This is a genomic window from Corynebacterium sp. HMSC08A12, assembly GCF_001807485.1.
GTDB classification, from domain to species: domain Bacteria; phylum Actinomycetota; class Actinomycetes; order Mycobacteriales; family Mycobacteriaceae; genus Corynebacterium; species Corynebacterium evansiae.
Genome location: NZ_KV789190.1, coordinates 1 through 19556, shown reverse-complemented (window position 1 = coordinate 19556; position 19556 = coordinate 1). Strand labels below are relative to the sequence as shown.

Here is a 19556-nt window from a genome sequence, read left to right as displayed (position 1 = left end):
ACCGCTGGCACCTAAATGTCGGAAAAGTTGCAAAACGTTATTGCAGTCAATTTTCACTAACGCATACCTGCAGGTCAGAGCATTTTGTTTGCGCGCCGACCGATTGCTGATTTTCCGTTTTGCAACTTTTCCGACATTTAGCCCTTCCCGCCCCACCGATTGCCGCCGGGGTCGGGCATTCTCAACCGCTCCACATAGTCAAATGCCAACGGACCGAGCCCTCAGAGCTGCTTCAGACAGCCAAATGTCGCCGGGGCGGGCATATTCAGCCACGTTAGATGGGCAAATGTCGCTAGAACGAGAAAACGTTGATGCCAACTATTTTCATCTACACAAACCCGCAGGTCAGAGAGTTTTGAAAAATCTTGGTTCTCCGTCGGCGTTGACGCATTCCCGATCTAACGACATTCGCGGACGGCAGCCCTCGCACATTCCCGATCTAACGACATTCCTCAGTCCGGGAGACAAACATTCCGCGAGCCGGCCCAACATTCCTCCGGCCGGGGCGGCAGTTTGAGGGGACTAGAAGCGCTCCCTGCCGCGCTTTTCCGCGCGGCGTTCCTCGAAGCGGGAGCGGGTGCCTCCATAGCGGTCGGTGAGGTCGGAACGCTTCCGAGACTTCGGCTTCTCGGCGCCACTGGGCTCTGACTTTTTGGAGTCGGCCGGCTTGGGTTTAGCAGCAACGTCGCCTGCAGCTTCAGCGACACCGGAACGCGCGCCAGCAGCTGAACCGTCACCACCATCACCAGCACCAACACCGCCAGCACCATCACCGGCACCGTCGGTGATCTGGGCGTTTAGGCGAGCGACCTCGGCGCTTTCCTCGCGCTCACGCCGGCGCTCGCGCATCTCCGCATACACAAACCAACCCAAGCCCACCGGCGCCAGAATGCCGAACGCAATCCACTGAATTCCATAGGACAAGTTCGTGCCGCCATCCAAGTGCGGCAAAGGCAGCGCCTGCAGGTCCGGCGCATCGCCATTCTCACCACTGCCGGCATCACCGCCAGCATCCCCACCAGCCATGCCGTTCAGGCGGTCGACGCTCTCCGAATCTAGCTGCACATAATCCGCCGCCAGATCCTCGTCCGTCGCCTCGGAAATCTGCTTCGTCGACATGCCCGTGACCTGCGTAAATCCCTGAGATTCCGTCGGCTCCGCATCCGGCACACCCTCGCTCATGCGGATGAACCCGGTCACCTTCACCTCACCATCCGGCGCAGATTTCAGCCGAGGCGCAGCCCCGTCCCCCTCCACGGCAACCCACCCGCGATGCACCAACACGGTCTGCCCGCCGTCGAGCCGAAAGGGCGTCAATGCTTGATAAGAGTGAGCCGATTCCACCGGGCGGTTGCGCAGCAGCACCTCCTTGTCCGGCAGGAATTGGCCCTGAAGTGCGACTCTGGTCCATTCTTTTTCGACGCCCACTGATTCCCCGTCGCCCGGGATCACATCGGCGATCGGGGCGGGGTCGGTTTGCAGGGATTGTTCGAGGCGCTGGTTGAAGGCGTTTTTGTCCTTGTTCTTCCCCAGCTGCCAGGGGGCTAGGAAGCTGAATGCGGCGTAGGTGAAGGCGAGGACCAGGATGGCGGTGATGACCCATCCGGGTGTGAGGAAGTTTCGCCAGCCGCTGCGCTTCGAGGATTCCATGTGCTCCATTATTGCCACGACCAGCGGGGGCGGCCAAATAGGCGGAGCAGGGGCGGGCGGAGCGGAAAACGAAAACAGCCCCGCGGCCGAGGTGGCCACGGAGCTGTAAAAAAATTTTGGTGCGCCCTGACGGGTTCGAACCGCCGACCTGCTGGGTGTAAACCAGCTGCTCTTCCAGCTGAGCTAAAGGCGCGTGCTGTTTGAAGCGTTAATGACTCTAGCACGTCCACCCGCAAAACAACGAAACCGCAGGTGGCGCGGGGCGCGCGGCAAGCAGCCAGGCGCGAGCAGTGCTAGGAGTGCGGCAAGCGGCAACGCGGCGCCAGCAGCGCCGCGCGGCAAGCGGCGGCGGAGACAGTGCCGTGGGTGAAACTAGCGCTTGGTGCCGGAGGAAACCAGGCAGGCGCCCTGCCAGTCGCCCAGGCGCTCCGACTTGGTCTGCACCAGGCCTGCCAACTGGGCGGACTCGGCGATCACGCCCGGCTCCACACGGCCGGCGTCCAGCTTCGCGGGGGTCAGCAGCCAGATGCGGCCGTCCTCCCCCAGGCTGCGGGTCGCATCGACGAGGCCGTCGACCAAGTCGCCGTCCTCGTCGCGCCACCACAGAAGTACGACGTCAACCACTTCGTCAGTGTCGATATCCAACAGGGCATCGCCGATAGCGTCTTCCAGGGCTTCGCTGATGCTGTCGTCGCAGTCTTCGTCCCAACCGATCTCCTGGATCAGGCTGTCGGATTCGACATTGAGCAGGTCCGCCCAATCGTGTCCATTCTGAGACTGCGCGCGCTGTGCGCCCTTCGCGCCATTGCCTTGTGCACCGCCAGCGGAGCCTGCAGAGCCCGAAGCCGTACCGGGGGCCATTGCCACTGTTATTTCGTACCTTTCTAAGAAAACCAGCCCGTCGCCTAACCGCCAGCACGTAGTGGCCGTATCACAACCGCTACACGCCCCTGCGGTTATCGCAGCTGGTGTGGTTAAAAATCTTCATTTTTGAACCTAACATAGTCAGGCTTCCAACGGAGGTTTTATAACGCGACTTTGACGTACTGTGGAAACCACAAGGGGCCTAGACCACAGGCGCCCCACAACCCGCGGATCTTAGGAGGACGAACCAATGTCCACTTCGGCAGAAGAGAACAACAGCGCATACGATGCCAGCAACTTTGCTTTGATCCGAGACGGAGTGGCCTCCTACCTGGCCGATTCCGACCCGGAGGAAACCCAGGAGTGGATGGATTCCCTCGACGGGCTGCTGGAATCCGCGGGCCCGGATCGCGGCCGCTACCTGATGCTGCGCCTGCTGGAGCGCGCCACCGCCAAGCGCGTCCCTCTGCCGCCCCTGCTGTCCACTGATTACGTGAACACCATCCCCACCACCCAGGAACCCGACTTCCCGGGTGACGAGGAGATCGAGAAGCGCTACCGCCGCTGGATCCGCTGGAACGCGGCCATCATGGTCCACCGCGCCCAGCGCCCAGGTATCGGGGTGGGTGGCCACATCTCCACCTACGCCTCCGCGGCCCCGCTCTACGAGGTCGGCCTGAACCACTTCTTCCGCGGCAAGGATCACCCAGGCGGCGGCGACCAGATCTTCTTCCAGGGCCACGCCTCCCCCGGCATGTACGCCCGCGCTTTCCTGGAAGGCCGCCTTTCCGAAGAAGACCTGGATGCCTTCCGCCAGGAGGCCTCCAAGCCGGACCACGGTCTGCCTTCCTACCCGCACCCGCACGGCATGCCGGAATTTTGGGAGTTCCCGACTGTCTCCATGGGTCTGGGCCCCATGGATGCCATCTACCAGGCACGCTTCAACCGCTACTTGCACGACCGTGGCATCAAGGACACTTCCCAGCAGCACGTCTGGGCGTTCCTCGGCGACGGCGAGATGGACGAGCCGGAATCCCGCGGCCTGATCCAAACTGCCGCGATCAACAACCTGGATAACCTGACCTTCGTCATCAACTGCAACCTGCAGCGCCTGGACGGCCCCGTGCGCGGTAACACGAAGATCATCCAGGAGCTGGAGAGCTTCTTCCGCGGCGCCGGCTGGAACGTAATCAAGGTCGTCTGGGGTCGCGAGTGGGACGAGCTATTCGCCCGCGACGAAGAGGGCGCCCTGGTCCACGCGATGAACACCACCCCGGATGGTGACTTCCAGACGTTCAAGGCCAACGACGGTGCCTACGTCCGCGAATACTTCTTCAACAAGGACCCACGCACCGCCAAGCTGGTGGAAGACATGACGGATGAGGAGATCTGGCACCTGCGCCGCGGCGGTCACGACTACCGCAAGATCTACGCCGCCTACAAGCGTGCCCTGGAGACCAAGGATCAGCCGACTGTCATCCTGGCCCACACTATTAAGGGCTACGGCTTGGGCCACAACTTCGAGGGCCGCAACGCGACCCACCAGATGAAGAAGCTCGCCCTAGAGGATCTGAAGATCCTGCGCGATAAGCAGGACATCCCATTCTCCGACGAGGAGCTGGAGAAGGACCCGTACCTGCCGCCATACTTCCACCCCGGCGAGGATGCGGAAGAAATCCAGTACATGCTGAACCGCCGCAAGGAGCTCGGCGGCTTCCTGCCGGAGCGTCGCGAGAAGTTCACGCCGCTGAAGATGCCCGATCTTTCCATCGCGAAGCTGGCCCGCAAGGGCTCCGGCAAGCAGGAGGTCGCCACCACGATGGCGCTGGTCCGCGTATTCAAGGACCTCATGCGCGACGACGAGCTGAAGAAGCGCATCGTGCCGATCGTGCCGGATGAGGCACGTACTTTCGGCATGGATTCCTGGTTCCCGACGCTGAAGATTTACAACCCGCACGGCCAGAATTACACGCCGGTGGACCACGACCTGATGCTGTCCTACCGAGAGGCCACCGACGGCCACATTTTGCACGAGGGCATTTCGGAGGCCGGCTCTATGGCGTCCTTCATCGCCGCCGGCACCAGCTACGCCACCCACGGCGAGGTCATGATCCCGCTGTACATCTTCTACTCGATGTTCGGCTTCCAGCGCGTGGGCGACGAGATCTGGGCGGCGGCAGACCAGATGTCTCGCGGATTCCTGATCGGGGCCACCGCGGGCCGTACCACGCTGACAGGCGAGGGCTTGCAGCACATGGACGGCAACTCCCCCGTGCTGGCGTCCACAAACCCTGCCGTGGTGACCTACGACCCGGCGTTCGGCTACGAGATCGCCCACATCGTGCACCGTGGCATCGAGCGCATGTACGGCGAGAACAGCAACGATGGCCGCGGCGAGGACGTGATCTACTACCTCACCGCATACAACGAGCCGATCCACCAGCCGGCGGAGCCGAAGAACCTCGATGTGGAGGGGCTGCACAAGGGTATTTACCTTTATGACGCCGCCTCGGACTCAGCGGAGTTGCAGGCCAATATTCTGGCCTCTGGCGTGGCCATGACGGCAGCGTTGAAGGCGAAGGAGCTGCTGAAGGAGTTCGACGTAGACGCGAACGTGTTCTCTGTGACCAGCTGGAACGAGCTGGCCCGCGATGGCCAGGCCGTGGAGCTGGAGCAGCTGCGCGACCCAGCTGCGGAGCCCCGCACGGCGTTTATCACTCAGCAGCTGGAGGCAGCGGAGGGCCCGTTCGTGGCGGTGAGCGACTACGCCACCACCGTGGCCGAGCAGGTGCGCAAGTGGGTGCCGGGCGAGTATGTGGTGCTGGGTGCCGATGGCTTTGGTTTTGCGGATACTCGCGAGGCGGCGCGCCGGTACTTCAACGTGGATGCGGAGTCCATCGTGGTGGGCGTGCTGCTGGGACTGGCGCGCGAGGGCAAGATCGAGCGCTCCGTGGCGGCGGAGGCGGCCAAGCGTTTCCAGATCGACGACCCGACGGCGACTGCCTAGCCGCTAACTAGCCCAGTAGCGTGCGCATGGAAGTCCCGGCGATCTCGTTGGCGTGGAAAGTCAGGACGTCGAAGTTATCGGATTCCCCTTCGTCCAGCGAGCCGTGGTAGATGAAGGCCGCGATGACGGGCTTGATGGCCCACTCCACCAGCGACTTCGCCCATTCCAGGTGACTGGGGCTCTTGGATCCCAGCCAGCGGGTCGCCCGCACCAGCCGGGAATGCAGAATCTGGGACACACCCGCAGAGGCGAAGGTATCGATCGCGCCGTTGATCAGCGCGATGCCACCCACCCGCTGCAGGTCGGCCTTGTCCAGGTGGCGCAGGCCGCCAAGTACGGTCATAGCGCCCATCGAATGACCCGCCAGGATCAGCCTGCCCGTCGGCGCGAGCTCGCGGATGGTCGCGGCCAGGTCGATGGCGGTGCGTTCAATGTCCAGCCCTGGGGCATCCTCGCTGGCTCCGTGACCGCGCAGATCCGGCAGCAGGATGCGTAAGTTCGGCTGCTCGCGCAGTGCGGCCAATTGGAAGAACCAGGAAGCCGCCGTCAGGTTGAAGCCGTGCACGAGAATGAGGGTTGTAGGGGCGGACGAGGGGGCGTCCTCAAAAGAAAAAGAGTAAGAACGCACCTCATGGACGGCGACCTTAGCGCCGTCGTCCATGGTCAAGCGATGGATCCAGCGTGCGCGCGGCAAGCCCGGCACGGCGGGAGGGTCGCGCAACACGATGCTGGCGAGGTTGCGGACGGCGGTGACGGGACGCATAGGAATGACCTTCGCAAGATTGTTAGGATGAGTGTACAAACGGCCGCACGATGCGGGAGTGCGCTGGAGCTTTAGCCACAAGGCTTTTAGCTTAGCGCCCCCACGTGCGGGCGAATATGGAGTGGCAGGAGAAGGAACGATCATGGCTGAACAAAACAACCAGCTGGCTGCGGCACTGTCGAAGAAGCTGAAGAAGGACGGCGCTGAGGGTGTTGGCACTGGCGCCGAGGGCACGGCGGGCGCGGACAAGAACGGCGCTAGCTCAGCTGGCTCCGGCGAGAAGGACAAGCGCAGCATCGTACTGGACGTCGTGGAGGATGCGACGGGCATCGAGCGCGAGGAGCTAGAGGGCTCCAAGCGCCTGGGCGATGACCTGAACATCGACTCGCTGTCCCTGATGGACATTGCCGTGCGCCTGGAGGAGGAGTTCGGCGTGGAAGTTCCGGACGAGGACATCAACCGGGTGAAGACCATCGACGAGCTGGTTGGCCTGGTGGACAAGTGAGCAGCGCGGTAGAGGACGTACTCGCCGAGCTGCAGGACTGGCCCGTCGATAACGTGGCCGCGGCGGCGCTGTGGGATGACGGCAGCGACGACGGCAGCGGCAGCAACGGCGGGGCGAGCACCTGCACCGCAACCTTCGGCGACACGTCCGCGCAGTTCCCCCTGGCCAGCGTGAGCAAGCTGATCACCGCCTATGCCACGCTGCTGGCCGTCGAGGAGGGTGCCTTCGAGCTCGACCAGCAGGTCCCCACCGAGTTGCTGCCCGAGTTCGACGACCTGCCGACCGTCCGCGAGCTGCTGGCCCACACCAGCGGAATTGGTTTCCGCGGTCGCTCCCCGGAGAAGCCGCGCGGTGCCCGGCGGATTTATTCCTCGGCGGGCTACGAGGTGCTAGCGGATTTCATCGCCGCGGAGGCCGACATGCCCTTCGCGGACTACGTCGCCGAGGGCGTGTGCGCGCCACTGGGCATCGAGGTGAAGGTCGAGGGCAGCGCGGGGCATGGTTTTTCTGCCTCGGTCGATGCCCTCGCGGTGTTGTGTTCTGAATTCTTGACGCCCTCACTCCTGGCTCCTTCCACCCTCAACGAAGCGCTGGAGCCCCAGTGGCCGGAGCTTTCCGGGGTGGTACCGGGCTACGGGATGCAGAAACCTTGCCCGTGGGGTTTGGGCTTTGAGCTGCACGGCGAGAAGTCGCCGCACTGGTTGGGCGAGGATATGCCCGCAACGGTGGCGGGACACTTTGGTCAGTCGGGGACTTTCCTGTGGATTGACCGGAGTGGAAGCAAGAAAAAAGCCGCCGTCGTCCTCACGAATGAGAACTTCGGCGACTGGGCCAAGCAGCGCTGGGATGGCTTCAACCAGCGCCTCTGGGAGGCGCTGGGCTAGCTCAAGCCCCGCCGCCCTGGCAGCGCTGGGCTAGCCTGGCAGCGCTGAGCTGGCTAGCCGCAGCGCGCTACTCGAAGGTAGTGCGCAGATCCTCGTGGCCCTCTGCGCGCCAGTCAACGTAGGCGTTGTCCTTGGTATCGATACCCTGTTCCTTCTGCTGCGGAACCTTGGCCACGATGTTGCGGCGTGCACGGCCGGAACGCAGCTGGATCTCGATGCGCTCAGCCACCTTCGCCAAAGCCATGTTGATAACGATCATGATCAGTGCGATCAGCAGCAGGGCCGGGATCATCGCGCCGTAGTACTCGCCCAGCTGGCGGCCAGAACGAACCACTTCCACAAAGCCGATCATGTAACCCAGAGCGGAATCCTTCAGGGCAATGACCATCTGGGAGATGATGGCCGGCAGCATGGCGGCCACAGCCTGCGGCAGCAGGATGAGGTTGATGGACTGGCGGTGGCTCAGACCCAGCGCAATCGCTGCTTCACGCTGGCCGCGCGGCAGCGACTGGATGCCGGAGCGCAGGGTCTCAGCGATCACGGAGCCGTTGTACATCGTCAGGCCGAAGACCACTGCGGAAAAGCCCAGCCAGCTGGAAGGCACCAGCTGCAAAAGGGAGAACACCGCGTAGGCGAACAGCATCAGAACCAGCACTGGGATGGAGCGGAAGAACTCCACGATGATGCCGCAGATCCAACGCACGGGTGCGGAGGTGGACAGTCGGCCCACGCCCAGCAGCGCACCGATGGCCATCGCCAAGACGATGGAGACTACAGCCGCGCCGATCGTGGAGATCAGGCCTGGGATGATGTAGGTCGTCCAGGTGCTGCCCTCCAGGAAGAAGGACCACTTCTCGGACTCAAACTGACCCTTGTCATTCAGCTTTAATGCCACCAGGACCAGGATCACGGCGACCACTACGACGGTGATCGCTGTGAGGATCGAGTTGAGCCTGCGCCCCTTCGGGCCTGGGGCGTCATAAAGAACCGTTGCACGTGTAGTCATTAGCGCTTCACCGCCCATCGCTTACCTGCCCAGCCGAAGAACAACCCGGTAGGCAGAGTCAAGATGATAAATCCGATTGCGATTACACCGAAGATCACCAGAATGTCGCTGGCGTAGTCCTCCGTCAGGGTCTTCATCAACAGGGACGCTTCAGCTACACCGATCACCGAAGCGATGGTGGTGTTCTTCGTCAGCGCGATCAGGGTGTTGCCCAGCGGCACGATCGCTCCGCGCAGGGCCTGCGGGAAGATCACGTGCCGGAAGTTCTGGCCAAAGCTAAGCCCCAGGGAGCGGGCGGCCTCGGCCTGGCCGAAGGGCACGGTGTTGATACCGGAGCGCAGGGATTCCGCCACGAAGCAGGAGGTGTAGGCCACGAAGGCGAGGACTGCTAGGCGGAAGTTCTGCTTTTCGATGAAGGAATCGTTCTCCACCGCTAGCAGCAGGCCCAGGTTGTAGTACAGGCCCATGGAGGCCAGCAAAATGATCAATGTCAGCGGGGTATTACGAACAATGCTGATGTACCACGCGGACAGGTTACGCAGGATGCCCACGGGGCTCACGCGCATGGCGGTCAGGATAATGCCGAATATCAGCGACCCGACCGCGGAGAAGAACGTCAACTTGACGGTCACCCAAAATGCTGGAAGCAGTTCGGGCTTCATCTCGGACCATAGTTCGGGGTTCATAGTGCGTTCCTCCTTCCTACTTCTCGTCGACGAACGACAGGTCGCCGATCTTTGGCTTCTCGCCGATATCCACGTTGTCGCCCAGGTTTTTGGCGACGATCTTTTGGAACTCGCCGGAATCGTGCATTTCGTTCAGCGCTTCGTTGACCTCGGCCTTGGCTTTGTCGTCGCCCTTGGGCAGGCCAATGCCGTAGTTTTCGTTGGTCCAGAAGCTGCCGTCATCGTTCTTTAGTTGGATGACGCTGTAGTCTTCGTCGAATCGCTCCTTGTAGCGCTGTGCGAAGCCGGCCAGAATGGTCGCGTCCGTGGTGGTTGCGTCCACCACGCCCTGCTTCAGGCCTTCCGCGCATGCGGCGTAGGTGTCGAACTCCTGCAACTGCACTTCTGGCAGCGCGTCCTTCACCTTCTGTGCCGGGGTGGAGCCGGATACGGAGCACAGGCGGGTGCCCGGCGCGATGTCTTTCAGGCCCTTAATGCCGGAATCCTCGCGGACCAGCAGCGCCTGGTGGGTGACCACGTACGGGCCTGCGAAGTCCACGGCCTTCAGGCGGCCCTTATTGATGGAGTATGTGGCGGTGATCATGTTGACCTCACCGTTGTTGATGAGGGTCTCGCGCTGCGCGGAAGGGGTTTCACGCCATTCGATTTCTGGCGTGGCCCAGCCGTGCTTCTTTGCGATGTATTCCACCACGTAGCGGGATACGTCGGTATCCAGGCCGGCGAACTGCTTGTCTGGGGTGCGCTCCCCCAGGTTCGGTTGGTCGTACTTGGTGCCCATTACGACGTGGCCGGATTCGATATCCGCCAGCAGGTCGCGGGCACCGCCAGAGCCGCACGCGGTCAGCGCCACCACGCTTGCGGTGGCGACCACTGCAGCGGTGAGGCGCTTGAGTGCGCTTTTGAAAGTAGACATGTGTAACTCGCTTCCCGAACTAGTGGTTCACGATCTTCGCCAGGAAGTCCTTGGCGCGATCGGATTGCGGGTTCGTGAAGAAGGTCTCCGGGTCGGCGTCCTCAACAATGGCGCCATCGGCCATGAACAGGATTCGATCCGCGACGCGGCGAGCAAAGCTCATCTCGTGGGTGACAACCACCATGGTCATGCCGCCCTTGGCGAGGTCGGTCATGACGTCCAGGACCTCGTTGATCATCTCTGGGTCGAGGGCGGAGGTCGGCTCGTCGAAGAGCATTACCTTTGGGTCCATGGCCAGCGCGCGGGCGATGGCTACGCGCTGCTGCTGGCCGCCGGATAGCTGAGCCGGGTACTTGTCGGCCTGGGCGGCGATGCCCACGCGGTCCAGCAGTTTCTCGGCGGTCTTGCGTGCCTCTTCCTTGCTGACCTTGCGGACCTTGGTGGGCGCCAGCGTGACGTTATCTCGGATGGTCATGTGGCTGAACAGGTTGAACTGCTGGAACACCATGCCCACCTCTGCGCGGAGCTTGGCGAGGTCTTTGCCTTCTTCCGGCAGCAGTTCACCGTCGATGCGGATTTCGCCATCGTCGATGGTTTCGAGGCGGTTGATGGTGCGGCACAGCGTGGATTTGCCGGATCCGGAGGGTCCGAGGATCACGACAACCTGGCCTGCCGGTACTTCGAGGTTGATGTCCCGAAGTGCATGGTACTCGCCGAAGTGTTTGTTCACTCCCTTGAGTTCAATCATTGGTTTGGAAACAGTGGGTTCAGACATGTTCCAAATAATAAGTAACGGAGGTCACTTTTATGAAATGAAAGCTAGGTGACTCACTAGGATTCTCTTTGTTGGTTTTATGACGCCCTAAGGGTGAGCTCGCTAAAGGTGATGGTCGGCCATCCACATGATTGCTTGGATCAGGCATCGGTGATCGGCGTTGTACGCAGCAAAGAGCGTACGGTGGCGAGCATGAATTTTTCTGAATTTATACGCAACCGCCACTCCCCTCGCGCGTTCCTGCCGGATGAGATCCCGGCAGAGGACATCAAGGAGATTCTGCTGGACGCCCAGTCCGCACCCTCGAACTCCAACACCCAGCCGTGGAACGTCCACGTGATCGGTGGCCAAAAGTTGAAGGACTTGAGTGCCGCACTGATCGAGGAGTTCGATACCAACGGACTGAACCCCGACTTCACTGTGGATTACGGCGAGGGCGTACACCCGCAGCGTTCTAAGGACCTGGCGGCGAAGATGTACGGGCTGCTGGGCATTGCCCGTGAGGATAAGGAGGCGCGTACGGAGTTCGTTCGCGAGAACCTGCGTTTCTTCGGCGCCCCGTACTCTGCGCTGATGTTCATCCCACCGATGGGCGACCGTATTCGGGCGGCGTTCGACCAGGGGACGTACGCGGAGAACTTCCTGCTCTCCCTTACTGCACACGGCTACCACGGGGTGCCCCAGGGCATGATCTCCCTGCTGGCGCCGACGGTGCGCGAGTTCCTGGGCGTGGATGAGGAGTACAAGCTGGTGACTGCACTGACGTTCGGCCGTGCCGATGAATCCAGCCCGGTGTACAAGACCGCCCCGGGCCGCGTTGCGCTATCCGAGACGGTAACGGTGCACGGGATTGAGGGGTTGAGCCTGTAGGGCCGACAGATCTGAGGCTAAGCTCCAGTATTTGATCAGAGCCGAAACTCGGTTGAGGCTCCCTTAAACCACTGGGACTTCCTGTCGCAGAAACTCCAGCTGTTCCTGAATAGTCTCCGCGAAAAGTGGCTCTACGTACGGGTCGAAGTGGCCGCCCTCGTGATTGTGAACCGTGGCGCGCCGAACCTTCCCAGCTGCTCTGAGGGCAGCATTTGTTGGAGTGATGGCGTCATTAGACAGCACCTGAAAAGAGCCAGGCAGCAAGCATTCCTGCCAGACGAACAGGGCACCCCTTCCGGCATGCCCTTTCCCGTGTTTCTGTGGGGCCAGCGGGGCTCGAACACAACACCACAAAACCGCAGGTCAGACCACATTCACACCCAACGAAACCCGCCCCCGTGGGAAATACGTGGGAAATAGCCCCCTAGAAACCCCGCCACAACCCAACAACCACCACCCATTCTACGGCCCACGAACACACAACCACGAATCGAACAGCCCCATGACGAACCAGCACCTACAACCGCATCTTCCCCGCCAACCGATCCGCCTCACTACGATGCCGTTCCGCAACATCGGCGACAACATCACGCGCCCGATCAATCTGTTCCACCGCAGCATCCACCGCATCTTTACCCACCGGAGTAACCACCCCGAAATGACGCCACGCAATATTCCGGCGCGTATCCGTAGCAACAAGCACCCGCCCCCGGCGGAGAGTGAGACGGTCCCCCAGCTCCCGAACGATCTGCACGGGCCGCCATAGCTCCACTACGGCTTCCCAATAGTCCAGCCGGTGCGATACCTGGTCCGCGGCGTCGATAAGCTCCGAACCTTCAGCTTTAAGGGCATCTTCGAGGTTTGTTCGTGCCGCCCGGTCCCGGTTAGCGGCGGTCCATTCAGCGAGAGCACGGGCCACGGCGGAAGTGATGGTGCCCCAACCAGATACCCCATACACGTCCATACCGTCCGGTGTTGGGACGTCACATCCCGCTGGTAATGCCTCATTAATGCTTGTGGCGAGGGTTCGCCACGCTTCCACATCATCGGCGGCGGTAGCGCGCACGTCGGCCCATTGTTCAGCCCGGAGCATAGCCGCATCCGCGGCATCATTGATAGATGTGATGCGGTTGGTGAGTTCCGTAGCGGCGTCATCGGCGGATGGAAACAGCGCCGGGGCGTGGATAGGGCCGTTCACAATGTATTCGGGGGTTCCGTCGTTAGGGTCGGCGGATGCGCGGAGTGTGATGCCGTAGTAGGCGGCTTCCCGCACAAGGGTTTCTAGTTCAGTTGTTGTAGTCATCTTTCTGTTCCTTCCAGTGTTCCGCGGTTTTCTGTTCGCGGGCGTATTTCTCGTTGAGTGCGTTCGCCAACTGTTCAGCGAGTGCGTTTTCTTCTTGGCTTATGCCCACGCTGTAGTTAGCGGGTATGTCGGCCCCGTGTAGTTTCCGCCGGGATTCCGAGATGCGCAGCAGAACGGCGAGTGACTGCGGGTCTCCGTCGAGAGCTGCGGGGAGTGCCGCCCGGCGGAGCATGAGCAGGTGCGCATCTTCTTCGGCCCGGAAGTGTTCTACTGCGTCGGATTCAACGCGGTCTAGGGTGCGGTTTACGGCTACGCGGGCGGCGTCCGGGGTGGGGAATCCGGCGCGGCGGGCTACTTCGGCCCATGTGAGTCCGTGGGTTCGGAGTGTCACCGCGTGGGTTGCTTTCTCCCGTGCTTCGATGCGGGCCGGGGTGTTTCGGGCTGGGTCTTGTTTGCGGGTCATGGGGTGTTCTCCCGTTCGGGGAAGTTTTCGAGGTCGTCGTAGTCGAGGATTCCGTAGTGGATGTTGTTGGCCGGTTGTTTAGGGGGTGTAGGTGAACCGTCCGAACCGTCCGAACCGGCCGAACCGGCCACGTTGGGGTGCGCCGCAGCGCTTGTTACCGTCCGCGACTTAAAGAACTTCTCCCCTTCCCGTTCCACAAGTCCCCGCTCCTCCAATTGCTGTAGTCGCTCGCGCAAAGCCTCCTCTTGATCTTCAGTAGACCGGCTACCGTCCGCTAGGTCTTCAAGAAACACCTGCGTAAGACTCCCCTTCACCACATTGAGGCTAAGACCGTGATCTTCACTAAGAGCATCAAGCACTAAGCGGGTTTCCGGTTCTAGTTCCGATTCCGGCTGTTTAAGGGGTGTTGGTGAACCGTCCCTACCCTCCGAACCGGGTGGGTTTGGGGTGTTGCCGTCCAGTTCGTCCGGTTCGTCCAGTTCGTCCGGTTTCTCCCTACCGTCCAAATGTGGGGTGTTTCTGGCCGGTTCGGCCGGTTCGGCCGGTTTGGCCGGTTTCTCCCTACCCCCCTCCGAACCGGACAACCGAATACCGAACGACGACATAGCCGGGTCAAAATCATCGAGAAAATAACCCCTCACACGATGCGCCCGTTCAATAGAATGCCGCCCTGCACGGATACCGAACTTATTCACAAGCACCCGCCCCAACCCCTGCGGGGTCAAAGAACCAAAACCAGACATTTCCCCCCACATCGCCGGATTCCGTCGCTTCACCGCATCAAGCAAATCCCGCGTACGAAAGAAACCCTCACCTTCCGGCCACACCGCAGCAATATCCCGGAGTAACTGCACATGCCGGGGAACACGGGTTAAACCTTCTTCCCGGTCAGCTTCCATATCAGCAAGTTCCGCGGCGATCAGCTCCCGGCAATGCTCCGGCCACGCTCCCCCGGCGGCAAGCGCCACCCTATATAAGGGTGCCCACCGCTCCCGGTTCCTACCCTTCAGCCCTTTAGGGAACTCCGGGCGGTCCGTTCGCACGGTCTCCCGAACTTCATCGGCCCACGCTTCAATCTGTTCCCGCAGCAAAACGGCATCGTCTTCAATGTATTGCCAATCACTGTCTTCAACGGTGCCTTCATAATCGGGGAGCAAAAGAACACGAATGCAACGACTGCGGGTGTCGTCAGGTAGTTCCGGGGAGTTACCCGCCATCGCTACCGGCCCAAACGTAGACATTTCTTGTTCCGTCCACCCATTGTCTTTGTCCGGGACTAGCACCGGGCGGGATGCGCCACGGCGATAACCGGAGTTCAGCACGGCGAGTAGTTCCCCCACCCCGTCATGCTTCGGGTTAAGGGTGCGGTCTGCCTCATCAATGAGAATGGTTCGCGGTTCGTTCTGTAGTAGGCGCGTGAGCAACGACGGCGACGACAAAGACGCAGCTTGCACCGGGTGGAAACAGAGACGTTGCAGGTGGTCTAGCGTGGTCGTCTTCCCCGCTCCGGGCGCTGGTGAGTCCAGTAGTAGGCGTGGGGACGTGTAGGTTTCTCCAACAAGGTGCGTATGCACGGCCCATAGAGTGAGGATGTGTAGGTCGCCGGTGTTAGCAGTGCGGATGTATGAACCTAGCCAATCGGCGACGGTATCCAGCAGGGCGCTACCCGTTGTTTGTGGTTCCGCCATTAGCAACCGCCCCCTTCGACGTGACTAGACGTTTCGTGGGATCGGACAACAATGGAACGGGCCAACGGTGCTATGATGGTGTTTAGCCCGCGATTTAGGTTGTCCGTGTGGTTGGTTGGCCCCGTCGTAGTTGCTCTTATTCCGGTGAGCGCTACGGCGGGTTCTTTCATTACCGGGTTACTCAACCACATCACCGCCCCACACACCCTCAATGAGTTGGGTTAGGAACCGCATAAGGGCGATAGCTTCCGGCAACTGTTTCCGGTCGCGTATCTGCGCTATGGCCATGAGCGCCCCACCGGTCTGCATAACCCCGCGCCACATGCGATCTTCTTTGAGCGCTTTCACACGTTCAGCGAACACATACGGGTTATCAATCGAACCGGAGAACTGGTCGCCCGTCACCGCCTTTTCTAAGGCGTCTTGTGTAGCCCGGTCATAATCACCGTTGGTTTTAAGCGTGTTCAGCACTTCCATCGGCGCTATCTGCACGTCTTCTTCGCCCTTATCGCGGAACTTTTGCGCCGTGGCGAAAATGGTGCGGAAAATGTGGCGGCGCTGTTCACTGTGGAAGTCGGCGGATTCCAGTCCGGTTTCTTCAACAAGGCGTAGAACGGTTCCCGCGTTCCACGCCATGAGGTGCCGGAGAACGGCTATTTCATTGTCTAGCCGGGTATTGCCGTGTAGGTGTGCCGTTGGGTTTTCCGGTTGGGGGATGTTGTCCGTTGGTGCCACGGTTATTTCACCGCCCACGGATTAACGGGTTGCATTAGTGCTTCGAGGTCGCCCCGCTTGACGCGCATGATGCGTCCGGTGCGGTAGGCGGGGAGTTGGCCGTCGGCGATTCGGCGGCGGATGGTGCGCACGCTGCACGGGATTAGCGCGGCGGCGTCTTGGAGTGACAGAAATTCGTTGTGGTCTTCGGCCCGTGTTTTCGGCATACCGAACACTCTCCTAACGTAATTAGAAGTTGTGTCCGGCCACGCCAACCGAGACGGGGAGTTTACAGTCTACACCGCGCGTGTATGCTTTCGAACGTACTAGCTATTTACAAAGCTGTCAATTCTTGCCCCCTTCGGTCACTTCGACAGAATCACATTCCGCTTCCCACTCTTTAGGTCTTCCCACACATCCCCCACGCGCAACACCGCAGGACCGTCGTTACATGTCACTTCAATAATCCCGGTCGGCGGCAAATTAGACAGTAATTCGCCTTGTGCCGGGAGTTCCTTCCCCTCCCAACCCAGGGCAGCCGCTTCGCGCCCCGAATTCGTTCGATACCTAACCACACCAGTACACCGATCCTCAAAGTACTTAACATTGTCCAGCACTTCCGCCACTGCATCAGCATCGGCAGAGTCAGGCACGCCTCCATCCCTCCAACGTTGCAGCGTCTCCGGGTCGATTAACCGCACCCCCTTCCCGCCACGCCACACTAGAAACGCATCACCATTCTTATAAGGCACCGCAGCAGCGAGAACACACCCACGGCGGCACCGATACTCCACCACCCCTTCAGTGAGAGACCGCAACTTATTTATATGGGGCTCCCACTTCTTCCGCTGCCCGCCGGAAGTCCCGCTCGCCTCATCCTCATTCTTCTTCGCCTTCTTCCGCTGCCCGCCCAATAGCCCGGCGAGCCCATCCGCGATTTCTTCCACGTTCTCACGTTCCCGCTTAAAATCCCCCACCGTATCGTCCCCTTCAGCCGCCCACGCCTCCTCAAGACTGCGCTGTACCTCCGGGTCCCGAACCTTCTCCTCCCACGCCTTCAACTCGTCAAAATCAATCCGTCGATCGGTCATCACTCATCAAATCCTTCCAACATTCAACTAGTTCTCATCAATAGGCGGCACAAGAGCATCCAGCGCCACCGCCGCCCGCTTCTCATAGCCCGCCGCGGCACGCTGGTAATCCAACAATTGCTCCACCGTCTCATGCCCCATCAACCGCCGCGCCTCCTCCAACGAAACCCGCCCCTCCGTCACAAGCTGCGTTCCATAAAACCGGCGACAATCATGCGGACTAATATCCGGCCTACCCGCCGCCTCCTTCGCCCGCGCGAAACGACTACGAAACGACGTATCAAGCATTTGCGCACCCGTCCGCGTCGTCACAATCAACGCTTCCGCATCATCGGCGACGAACTCCCGGCAATGAAACCGCAGCGCCTCCGAAACAGTCCGAGGCAACACAACATCCCTGTTCCCCGCGTCCGTTTTGGGAGTATCGAACGGGACCATAACTTGACGATGCGTTTCCGGGTGTTCCATACGTTGAGCACTTCGCCGCACCTGCACGGTCACCAATTCACTACCTTTAAGGCCCCGCAGGTCCTTCCGCCGGAGTTCCAACAACTCCCCTAACCGGAGTCCCGCCCACAACAACAGCATCACCGGGGCGCGGAGATTATCGGCCACCCCATCGACTAGTGCCCCGGCTTCGGAGAGCGTGATAAGGGGCCGGTCCCGAGACTTCGGGCGTGGGGCCTTCCCCGCGCCTTTAATCTGCACCGGATTCGCGTCGATAATGTCCAGCGTGTCTTTAGCGAACTGAAATGCGGTGTGTAGTCGCTTATATGCCGCGGCGTTCGTGTTCCCCGTATCAGGCCACTTTTCCTGTACTTCTACCCACCATTCAGCAACACGGGCGCGGTCTACCTTCACAACGGGTTCGTTGGCGAGCGAGGTGCAAAAGACGCGGTTGTTCAGCTTCCGGCGGTGAGATGCCACCGTGGATTCTTTAAGGTAGCCGGATGCTAACCATTGGTCGCAGAGTTCCCGAACGGTAAGTGCTTCCGCTTTTCGTTTCTTCTCCCGTTCTTCCGGCGGTAGCCATGTGCCTAGGTCTATGAGGCGACGTTGTTCAGCCAACCAACCTTCGGCGTCGATCTTTTCAGCGAAAGTATGGGGTGCGGTGATTCGTTCGAGTGTCGGCGCGGTGTAGCGGGCGCGCCATCGCCCGGAGCGGAGTTGTTCGAGTTGTCCGAATGAGCGGCGTGTGCGGGCCTTTTTCTTCGGCATGTGGTTCTCCGTGGGAAATACGTGGGAAATAAGTGGGAAAAGAGTGGGTTTCAACGGGGTTAATTGTCACTACTTGTCAATCCTACACATTCCCATTCCCGCAGGTAAAAACAACAAAACCCCCGGTCACACAACGGTAAACCGGGGGTAGTTCGTGGGGCCAGCGGGGCTCGAACCCGCGACCAGCGGATTATGAGTCCGCGGCTCTAACCGACTGAGCTATAGCCCCCAGCAAAGCCAAACCACTCCAACTGAGCGGCTTGCTCACAAAAGATTCAACCACACCGCCCGGCACGGGCTCTCATATACCCCGCTTTCGACACATCCAATCCCTACCGCACCCCTATCTATCCCCCAGAAATGCGCCCCTGAGCAGCCGATTTGTCTGTTTGCACCGTTGGCATATAGAGTATGATCTCGTTGCACAGGGCAAGGGAATTAACTCCCAAGCTCGCACAACTTAATCCCCTATAGCTCAGTTGGCAGAGCATTCGACTGTTAATCGAAAGGTCACTGGTTCGAGCCCAGTTGGGGGAGCAACTTACAAGCCCCGATCAGCTGCACTACGCAGACGGTCGGGGTTTGTCGCGTTGGAGCGGAAACGCTATAACCTTCAAAACTTCGCCACATAATCGAACTAATACTCGATTATGTGCTGACTTGTCTTGTCATTTCCTTACACTCACACCTGTTCTCAACCACCACAAGTATTCACCAAGCGAGCTCAGAAGGGTAAGGTAATGAACCATGACGACCACGAACCCCAGCAAACGCCGGGCGTTCCTGACGGGAGTGGGCAGCATCCTCGATCTACAGGGCGCCGCGACGTACCGCCGCATGCAAAGCCTGATGCCACCTCCAGCGCCGAGGACTTCCCTCAACGCAGTATTGGTACGGGCATCAGCTCTGAGCAGCTCCGAAACGACCCTGTTCTCCTCACCGCAGTAATCGCAGTCCTAGTCCTTTGTGGCTACTTAGCCTTTTTGGGATACGTAATCAGCGCAAGCATTATTGCTGGATTTGATTTGGTCGCATTGGCGAGTGTTTTTGCCAACGGGCGCCGAATAGAGGACTCCTAAACTTACCTACCCCCCGCGGAAACAAAACCCCTCCCTACCGCATCTTGAACTGCTCCCCATTAGTTGGACTGAGAAAT

At 60.5% G+C, this 19556-nt stretch carries 19 protein-coding genes and 3 tRNA genes; 6 read left to right on the top strand and 16 right to left on the bottom strand.

Annotated elements, in window-relative coordinates; genetic code table 11:
• Positions 1-522 precede the first annotated feature (522 nt).
• From HMPREF3166_RS08880 to HMPREF3166_RS08870, 3 genes are all read right to left on the bottom strand, one after another.
• The gene (locus HMPREF3166_RS08880) at positions 523-1650 is read right to left on the bottom strand and encodes an SURF1 family cytochrome oxidase biogenesis protein (protein WP_246816982.1); all 1128 of its coding nucleotides are present in this window, start codon (positions 1648-1650) and stop codon (positions 523-525) included.
• Positions 1651-1767: 117 nt separating this feature from the next.
• Positions 1768-1843: transfer RNA gene (locus tag HMPREF3166_RS08875), tRNA-Val, on the bottom strand.
• Positions 1844-2022: 179 nt separating this feature from the next.
• Positions 2023-2517 (bottom strand): DUF3052 domain-containing protein, encoded by a 495-nt coding sequence (locus tag HMPREF3166_RS08870; RefSeq protein WP_239316897.1) that lies wholly within the window; start codon positions 2515-2517, stop codon positions 2023-2025.
• 247 nt (positions 2518-2764) lie between these two features.
• On the opposite strand from HMPREF3166_RS08870, the gene aceE reads away from it, so the two are divergent.
• Positions 2765-5521 carry a pyruvate dehydrogenase (acetyl-transferring), homodimeric type gene (gene aceE / locus HMPREF3166_RS08865; RefSeq protein ID WP_070488824.1) on the top strand — a complete coding sequence of 919 codons (2757 nt, stop codon included), beginning with the start codon at positions 2765-2767 and terminating at the stop codon, positions 5519-5521.
• A gap of 7 nt (positions 5522-5528) precedes the next feature.
• Here aceE and HMPREF3166_RS08860 read toward each other — a convergent pair whose 3' ends face one another.
• Complete coding sequence (locus HMPREF3166_RS08860; protein ID WP_246816981.1) at positions 5529-6284, bottom strand: alpha/beta fold hydrolase; 756 nt, start codon at positions 6282-6284, stop codon at positions 5529-5531.
• A 142-nt stretch (positions 6285-6426) separates the two neighbouring features.
• On the opposite strand from HMPREF3166_RS08860, the gene HMPREF3166_RS08855 reads away from it, so the two are divergent.
• Entirely contained in the window at positions 6427-6789 is a 363-nt protein-coding gene (locus tag HMPREF3166_RS08855) for an acyl carrier protein (protein WP_049049031.1), read from the top strand.
• On the top strand, positions 6786-7673 hold the full coding sequence (locus HMPREF3166_RS08850; protein WP_070488821.1) for a serine hydrolase domain-containing protein: 888 nt from the start codon (positions 6786-6788) through the stop codon (positions 7671-7673). Before HMPREF3166_RS08855 ends, HMPREF3166_RS08850 begins: the two co-directional genes overlap by 4 nt.
• A 67-nt stretch (positions 7674-7740) precedes the next feature.
• Here the strand turns inward: HMPREF3166_RS08850 and HMPREF3166_RS08845 are convergent, their stop codons facing one another.
• From HMPREF3166_RS08845 to HMPREF3166_RS08830, 4 genes are read right to left on the bottom strand one after another with little or no spacing between them, the layout of a single operon-like run.
• On the bottom strand, positions 7741-8679 hold the full coding sequence (locus tag HMPREF3166_RS08845) for an amino acid ABC transporter permease (RefSeq protein WP_070488818.1): 939 nt from the start codon (positions 8677-8679) through the stop codon (positions 7741-7743).
• Entirely contained in the window at positions 8679-9365 is a 687-nt protein-coding gene (locus tag HMPREF3166_RS08840; RefSeq protein ID WP_070488815.1) for an amino acid ABC transporter permease, read from the bottom strand. Before HMPREF3166_RS08840 ends, HMPREF3166_RS08845 begins: the two co-directional genes overlap by 1 nt.
• 16 nt (positions 9366-9381) lie before the next feature.
• Entirely contained in the window at positions 9382-10278 is an 897-nt protein-coding gene (locus HMPREF3166_RS08835) for a glutamate ABC transporter substrate-binding protein (protein WP_049049038.1), read from the bottom strand.
• Positions 10279-10297: 19 nt separating this feature from the next.
• On the bottom strand, positions 10298-11026 hold the full coding sequence (locus tag HMPREF3166_RS08830) for an amino acid ABC transporter ATP-binding protein (protein ID WP_034966252.1): 729 nt from the start codon (positions 11024-11026) through the stop codon (positions 10298-10300).
• Positions 11027-11245: 219 nt separating this feature from the next.
• Between HMPREF3166_RS08830 and HMPREF3166_RS08825 the strand changes: the two genes are divergently transcribed.
• Positions 11246-11923 carry a nitroreductase gene (locus tag HMPREF3166_RS08825; protein WP_083293870.1) on the top strand — a complete coding sequence of 226 codons (678 nt, stop codon included), beginning with the start codon at positions 11246-11248 and terminating at the stop codon, positions 11921-11923.
• Between the two features lie 517 nt (positions 11924-12440).
• On the opposite strand, the gene HMPREF3166_RS08815 is transcribed toward HMPREF3166_RS08825, so the two are convergent.
• From HMPREF3166_RS08815 to HMPREF3166_RS08780, 8 genes are all read right to left on the bottom strand, one after another.
• Entirely contained in the window at positions 12441-13226 is a 786-nt protein-coding gene (locus tag HMPREF3166_RS08815; protein WP_141741157.1) for a hypothetical protein, read from the bottom strand.
• The gene (locus HMPREF3166_RS08810; protein WP_070488806.1) at positions 13210-13689 is read right to left on the bottom strand and encodes a hypothetical protein; all 480 of its coding nucleotides are present in this window, start codon (positions 13687-13689) and stop codon (positions 13210-13212) included. Before HMPREF3166_RS08810 ends, HMPREF3166_RS08815 begins: the two co-directional genes overlap by 17 nt.
• Positions 13686-15377: a DUF3631 domain-containing protein gene (locus HMPREF3166_RS08805; protein ID WP_070488803.1), complete on the bottom strand. Its 1692-nt coding sequence runs from the start codon at positions 15375-15377 to the stop codon at positions 13686-13688. Before HMPREF3166_RS08805 ends, HMPREF3166_RS08810 begins: the two co-directional genes overlap by 4 nt.
• A 177-nt stretch (positions 15378-15554) precedes the next feature.
• Positions 15555-16112, bottom strand: a complete 558-nt coding sequence (locus HMPREF3166_RS08800) for a hypothetical protein (RefSeq protein ID WP_141741156.1) — start codon at positions 16110-16112, stop codon at positions 15555-15557.
• Between the two features lie 2 nt (positions 16113-16114).
• Positions 16115-16318 carry an excisionase family DNA-binding protein gene (locus HMPREF3166_RS08795; protein ID WP_049050151.1) on the bottom strand — a complete coding sequence of 68 codons (204 nt, stop codon included), beginning with the start codon at positions 16316-16318 and terminating at the stop codon, positions 16115-16117.
• A gap of 138 nt (positions 16319-16456) precedes the next feature.
• Complete coding sequence (locus HMPREF3166_RS08790) at positions 16457-17182, bottom strand: hypothetical protein (RefSeq protein ID WP_070488797.1); 726 nt, start codon at positions 17180-17182, stop codon at positions 16457-16459.
• Between the two features lie 27 nt (positions 17183-17209).
• On the bottom strand, positions 17210-18400 hold the full coding sequence (xerC, locus tag HMPREF3166_RS08785) for a site-specific integrase (RefSeq protein ID WP_083293858.1): 1191 nt from the start codon (positions 18398-18400) through the stop codon (positions 17210-17212).
• 155 nt (positions 18401-18555) lie between these two features.
• Positions 18556-18629, bottom strand: a tRNA-Ile gene (locus HMPREF3166_RS08780).
• A gap of 235 nt (positions 18630-18864) precedes the next feature.
• Between HMPREF3166_RS08780 and HMPREF3166_RS08775 the strand changes: the two genes are divergently transcribed.
• Positions 18865-18937, top strand: a tRNA-Asn gene (locus HMPREF3166_RS08775).
• 210 nt (positions 18938-19147) lie between these two features.
• A complete protein-coding gene (locus HMPREF3166_RS10215; protein WP_168160736.1) occupies positions 19148-19348 on the top strand; it encodes a hypothetical protein in 201 nt (66 codons plus the stop codon).
• Positions 19349-19556: the final 208 nt, after the last annotated feature.

Coding starts and splice junctions, on each gene's coding strand:
- HMPREF3166_RS08815 (WP_141741157.1), bottom strand. CDS start 13,226: ATGACTACAACAACTGAACTAGAAACCCTTGTGCGGGAAGCCGCCTAC.
- HMPREF3166_RS08790 (WP_070488797.1), bottom strand. CDS start 17,182: ATGACCGATCGACGGATTGATTTTGACGAGTTGAAGGCGTGGGAGGAG.
- HMPREF3166_RS08805 (WP_070488803.1), bottom strand. CDS start 15,377: ATGGCGGAACCACAAACAACGGGTAGCGCCCTGCTGGATACCGTCGCC.
- HMPREF3166_RS08855 (WP_049049031.1), top strand. CDS start 6,427: ATGGCTGAACAAAACAACCAGCTGGCTGCGGCACTGTCGAAGAAGCTG.
- HMPREF3166_RS08825 (WP_083293870.1), top strand. CDS start 11,246: ATGAATTTTTCTGAATTTATACGCAACCGCCACTCCCCTCGCGCGTTC.
- HMPREF3166_RS08835 (WP_049049038.1), bottom strand. CDS start 10,278: ATGTCTACTTTCAAAAGCGCACTCAAGCGCCTCACCGCTGCAGTGGTC.
- HMPREF3166_RS08830 (WP_034966252.1), bottom strand. CDS start 11,026: ATGATTGAACTCAAGGGAGTGAACAAACACTTCGGCGAGTACCATGCA.
- HMPREF3166_RS08810 (WP_070488806.1), bottom strand. CDS start 13,689: ATGACCCGCAAACAAGACCCAGCCCGAAACACCCCGGCCCGCATCGAA.
- HMPREF3166_RS08795 (WP_049050151.1), bottom strand. CDS start 16,318: ATGCCGAAAACACGGGCCGAAGACCACAACGAATTTCTGTCACTCCAA.
- aceE (WP_070488824.1), top strand. CDS start 2,765: ATGTCCACTTCGGCAGAAGAGAACAACAGCGCATACGATGCCAGCAAC.
- xerC (WP_083293858.1), bottom strand. CDS start 18,400: ATGCCGAAGAAAAAGGCCCGCACACGCCGCTCATTCGGACAACTCGAA.
- HMPREF3166_RS08840 (WP_070488815.1), bottom strand. CDS start 9,365: ATGAACCCCGAACTATGGTCCGAGATGAAGCCCGAACTGCTTCCAGCA.
- HMPREF3166_RS08880 (WP_246816982.1), bottom strand. CDS start 1,650: ATGGAATCCTCGAAGCGCAGCGGCTGGCGAAACTTCCTCACACCCGGA.
- HMPREF3166_RS08845 (WP_070488818.1), bottom strand. CDS start 8,679: ATGACTACACGTGCAACGGTTCTTTATGACGCCCCAGGCCCGAAGGGG.
- HMPREF3166_RS08860 (WP_246816981.1), bottom strand. CDS start 6,284: ATGCGTCCCGTCACCGCCGTCCGCAACCTCGCCAGCATCGTGTTGCGC.
- HMPREF3166_RS10215 (WP_168160736.1), top strand. CDS start 19,148: ATGACGACCACGAACCCCAGCAAACGCCGGGCGTTCCTGACGGGAGTG.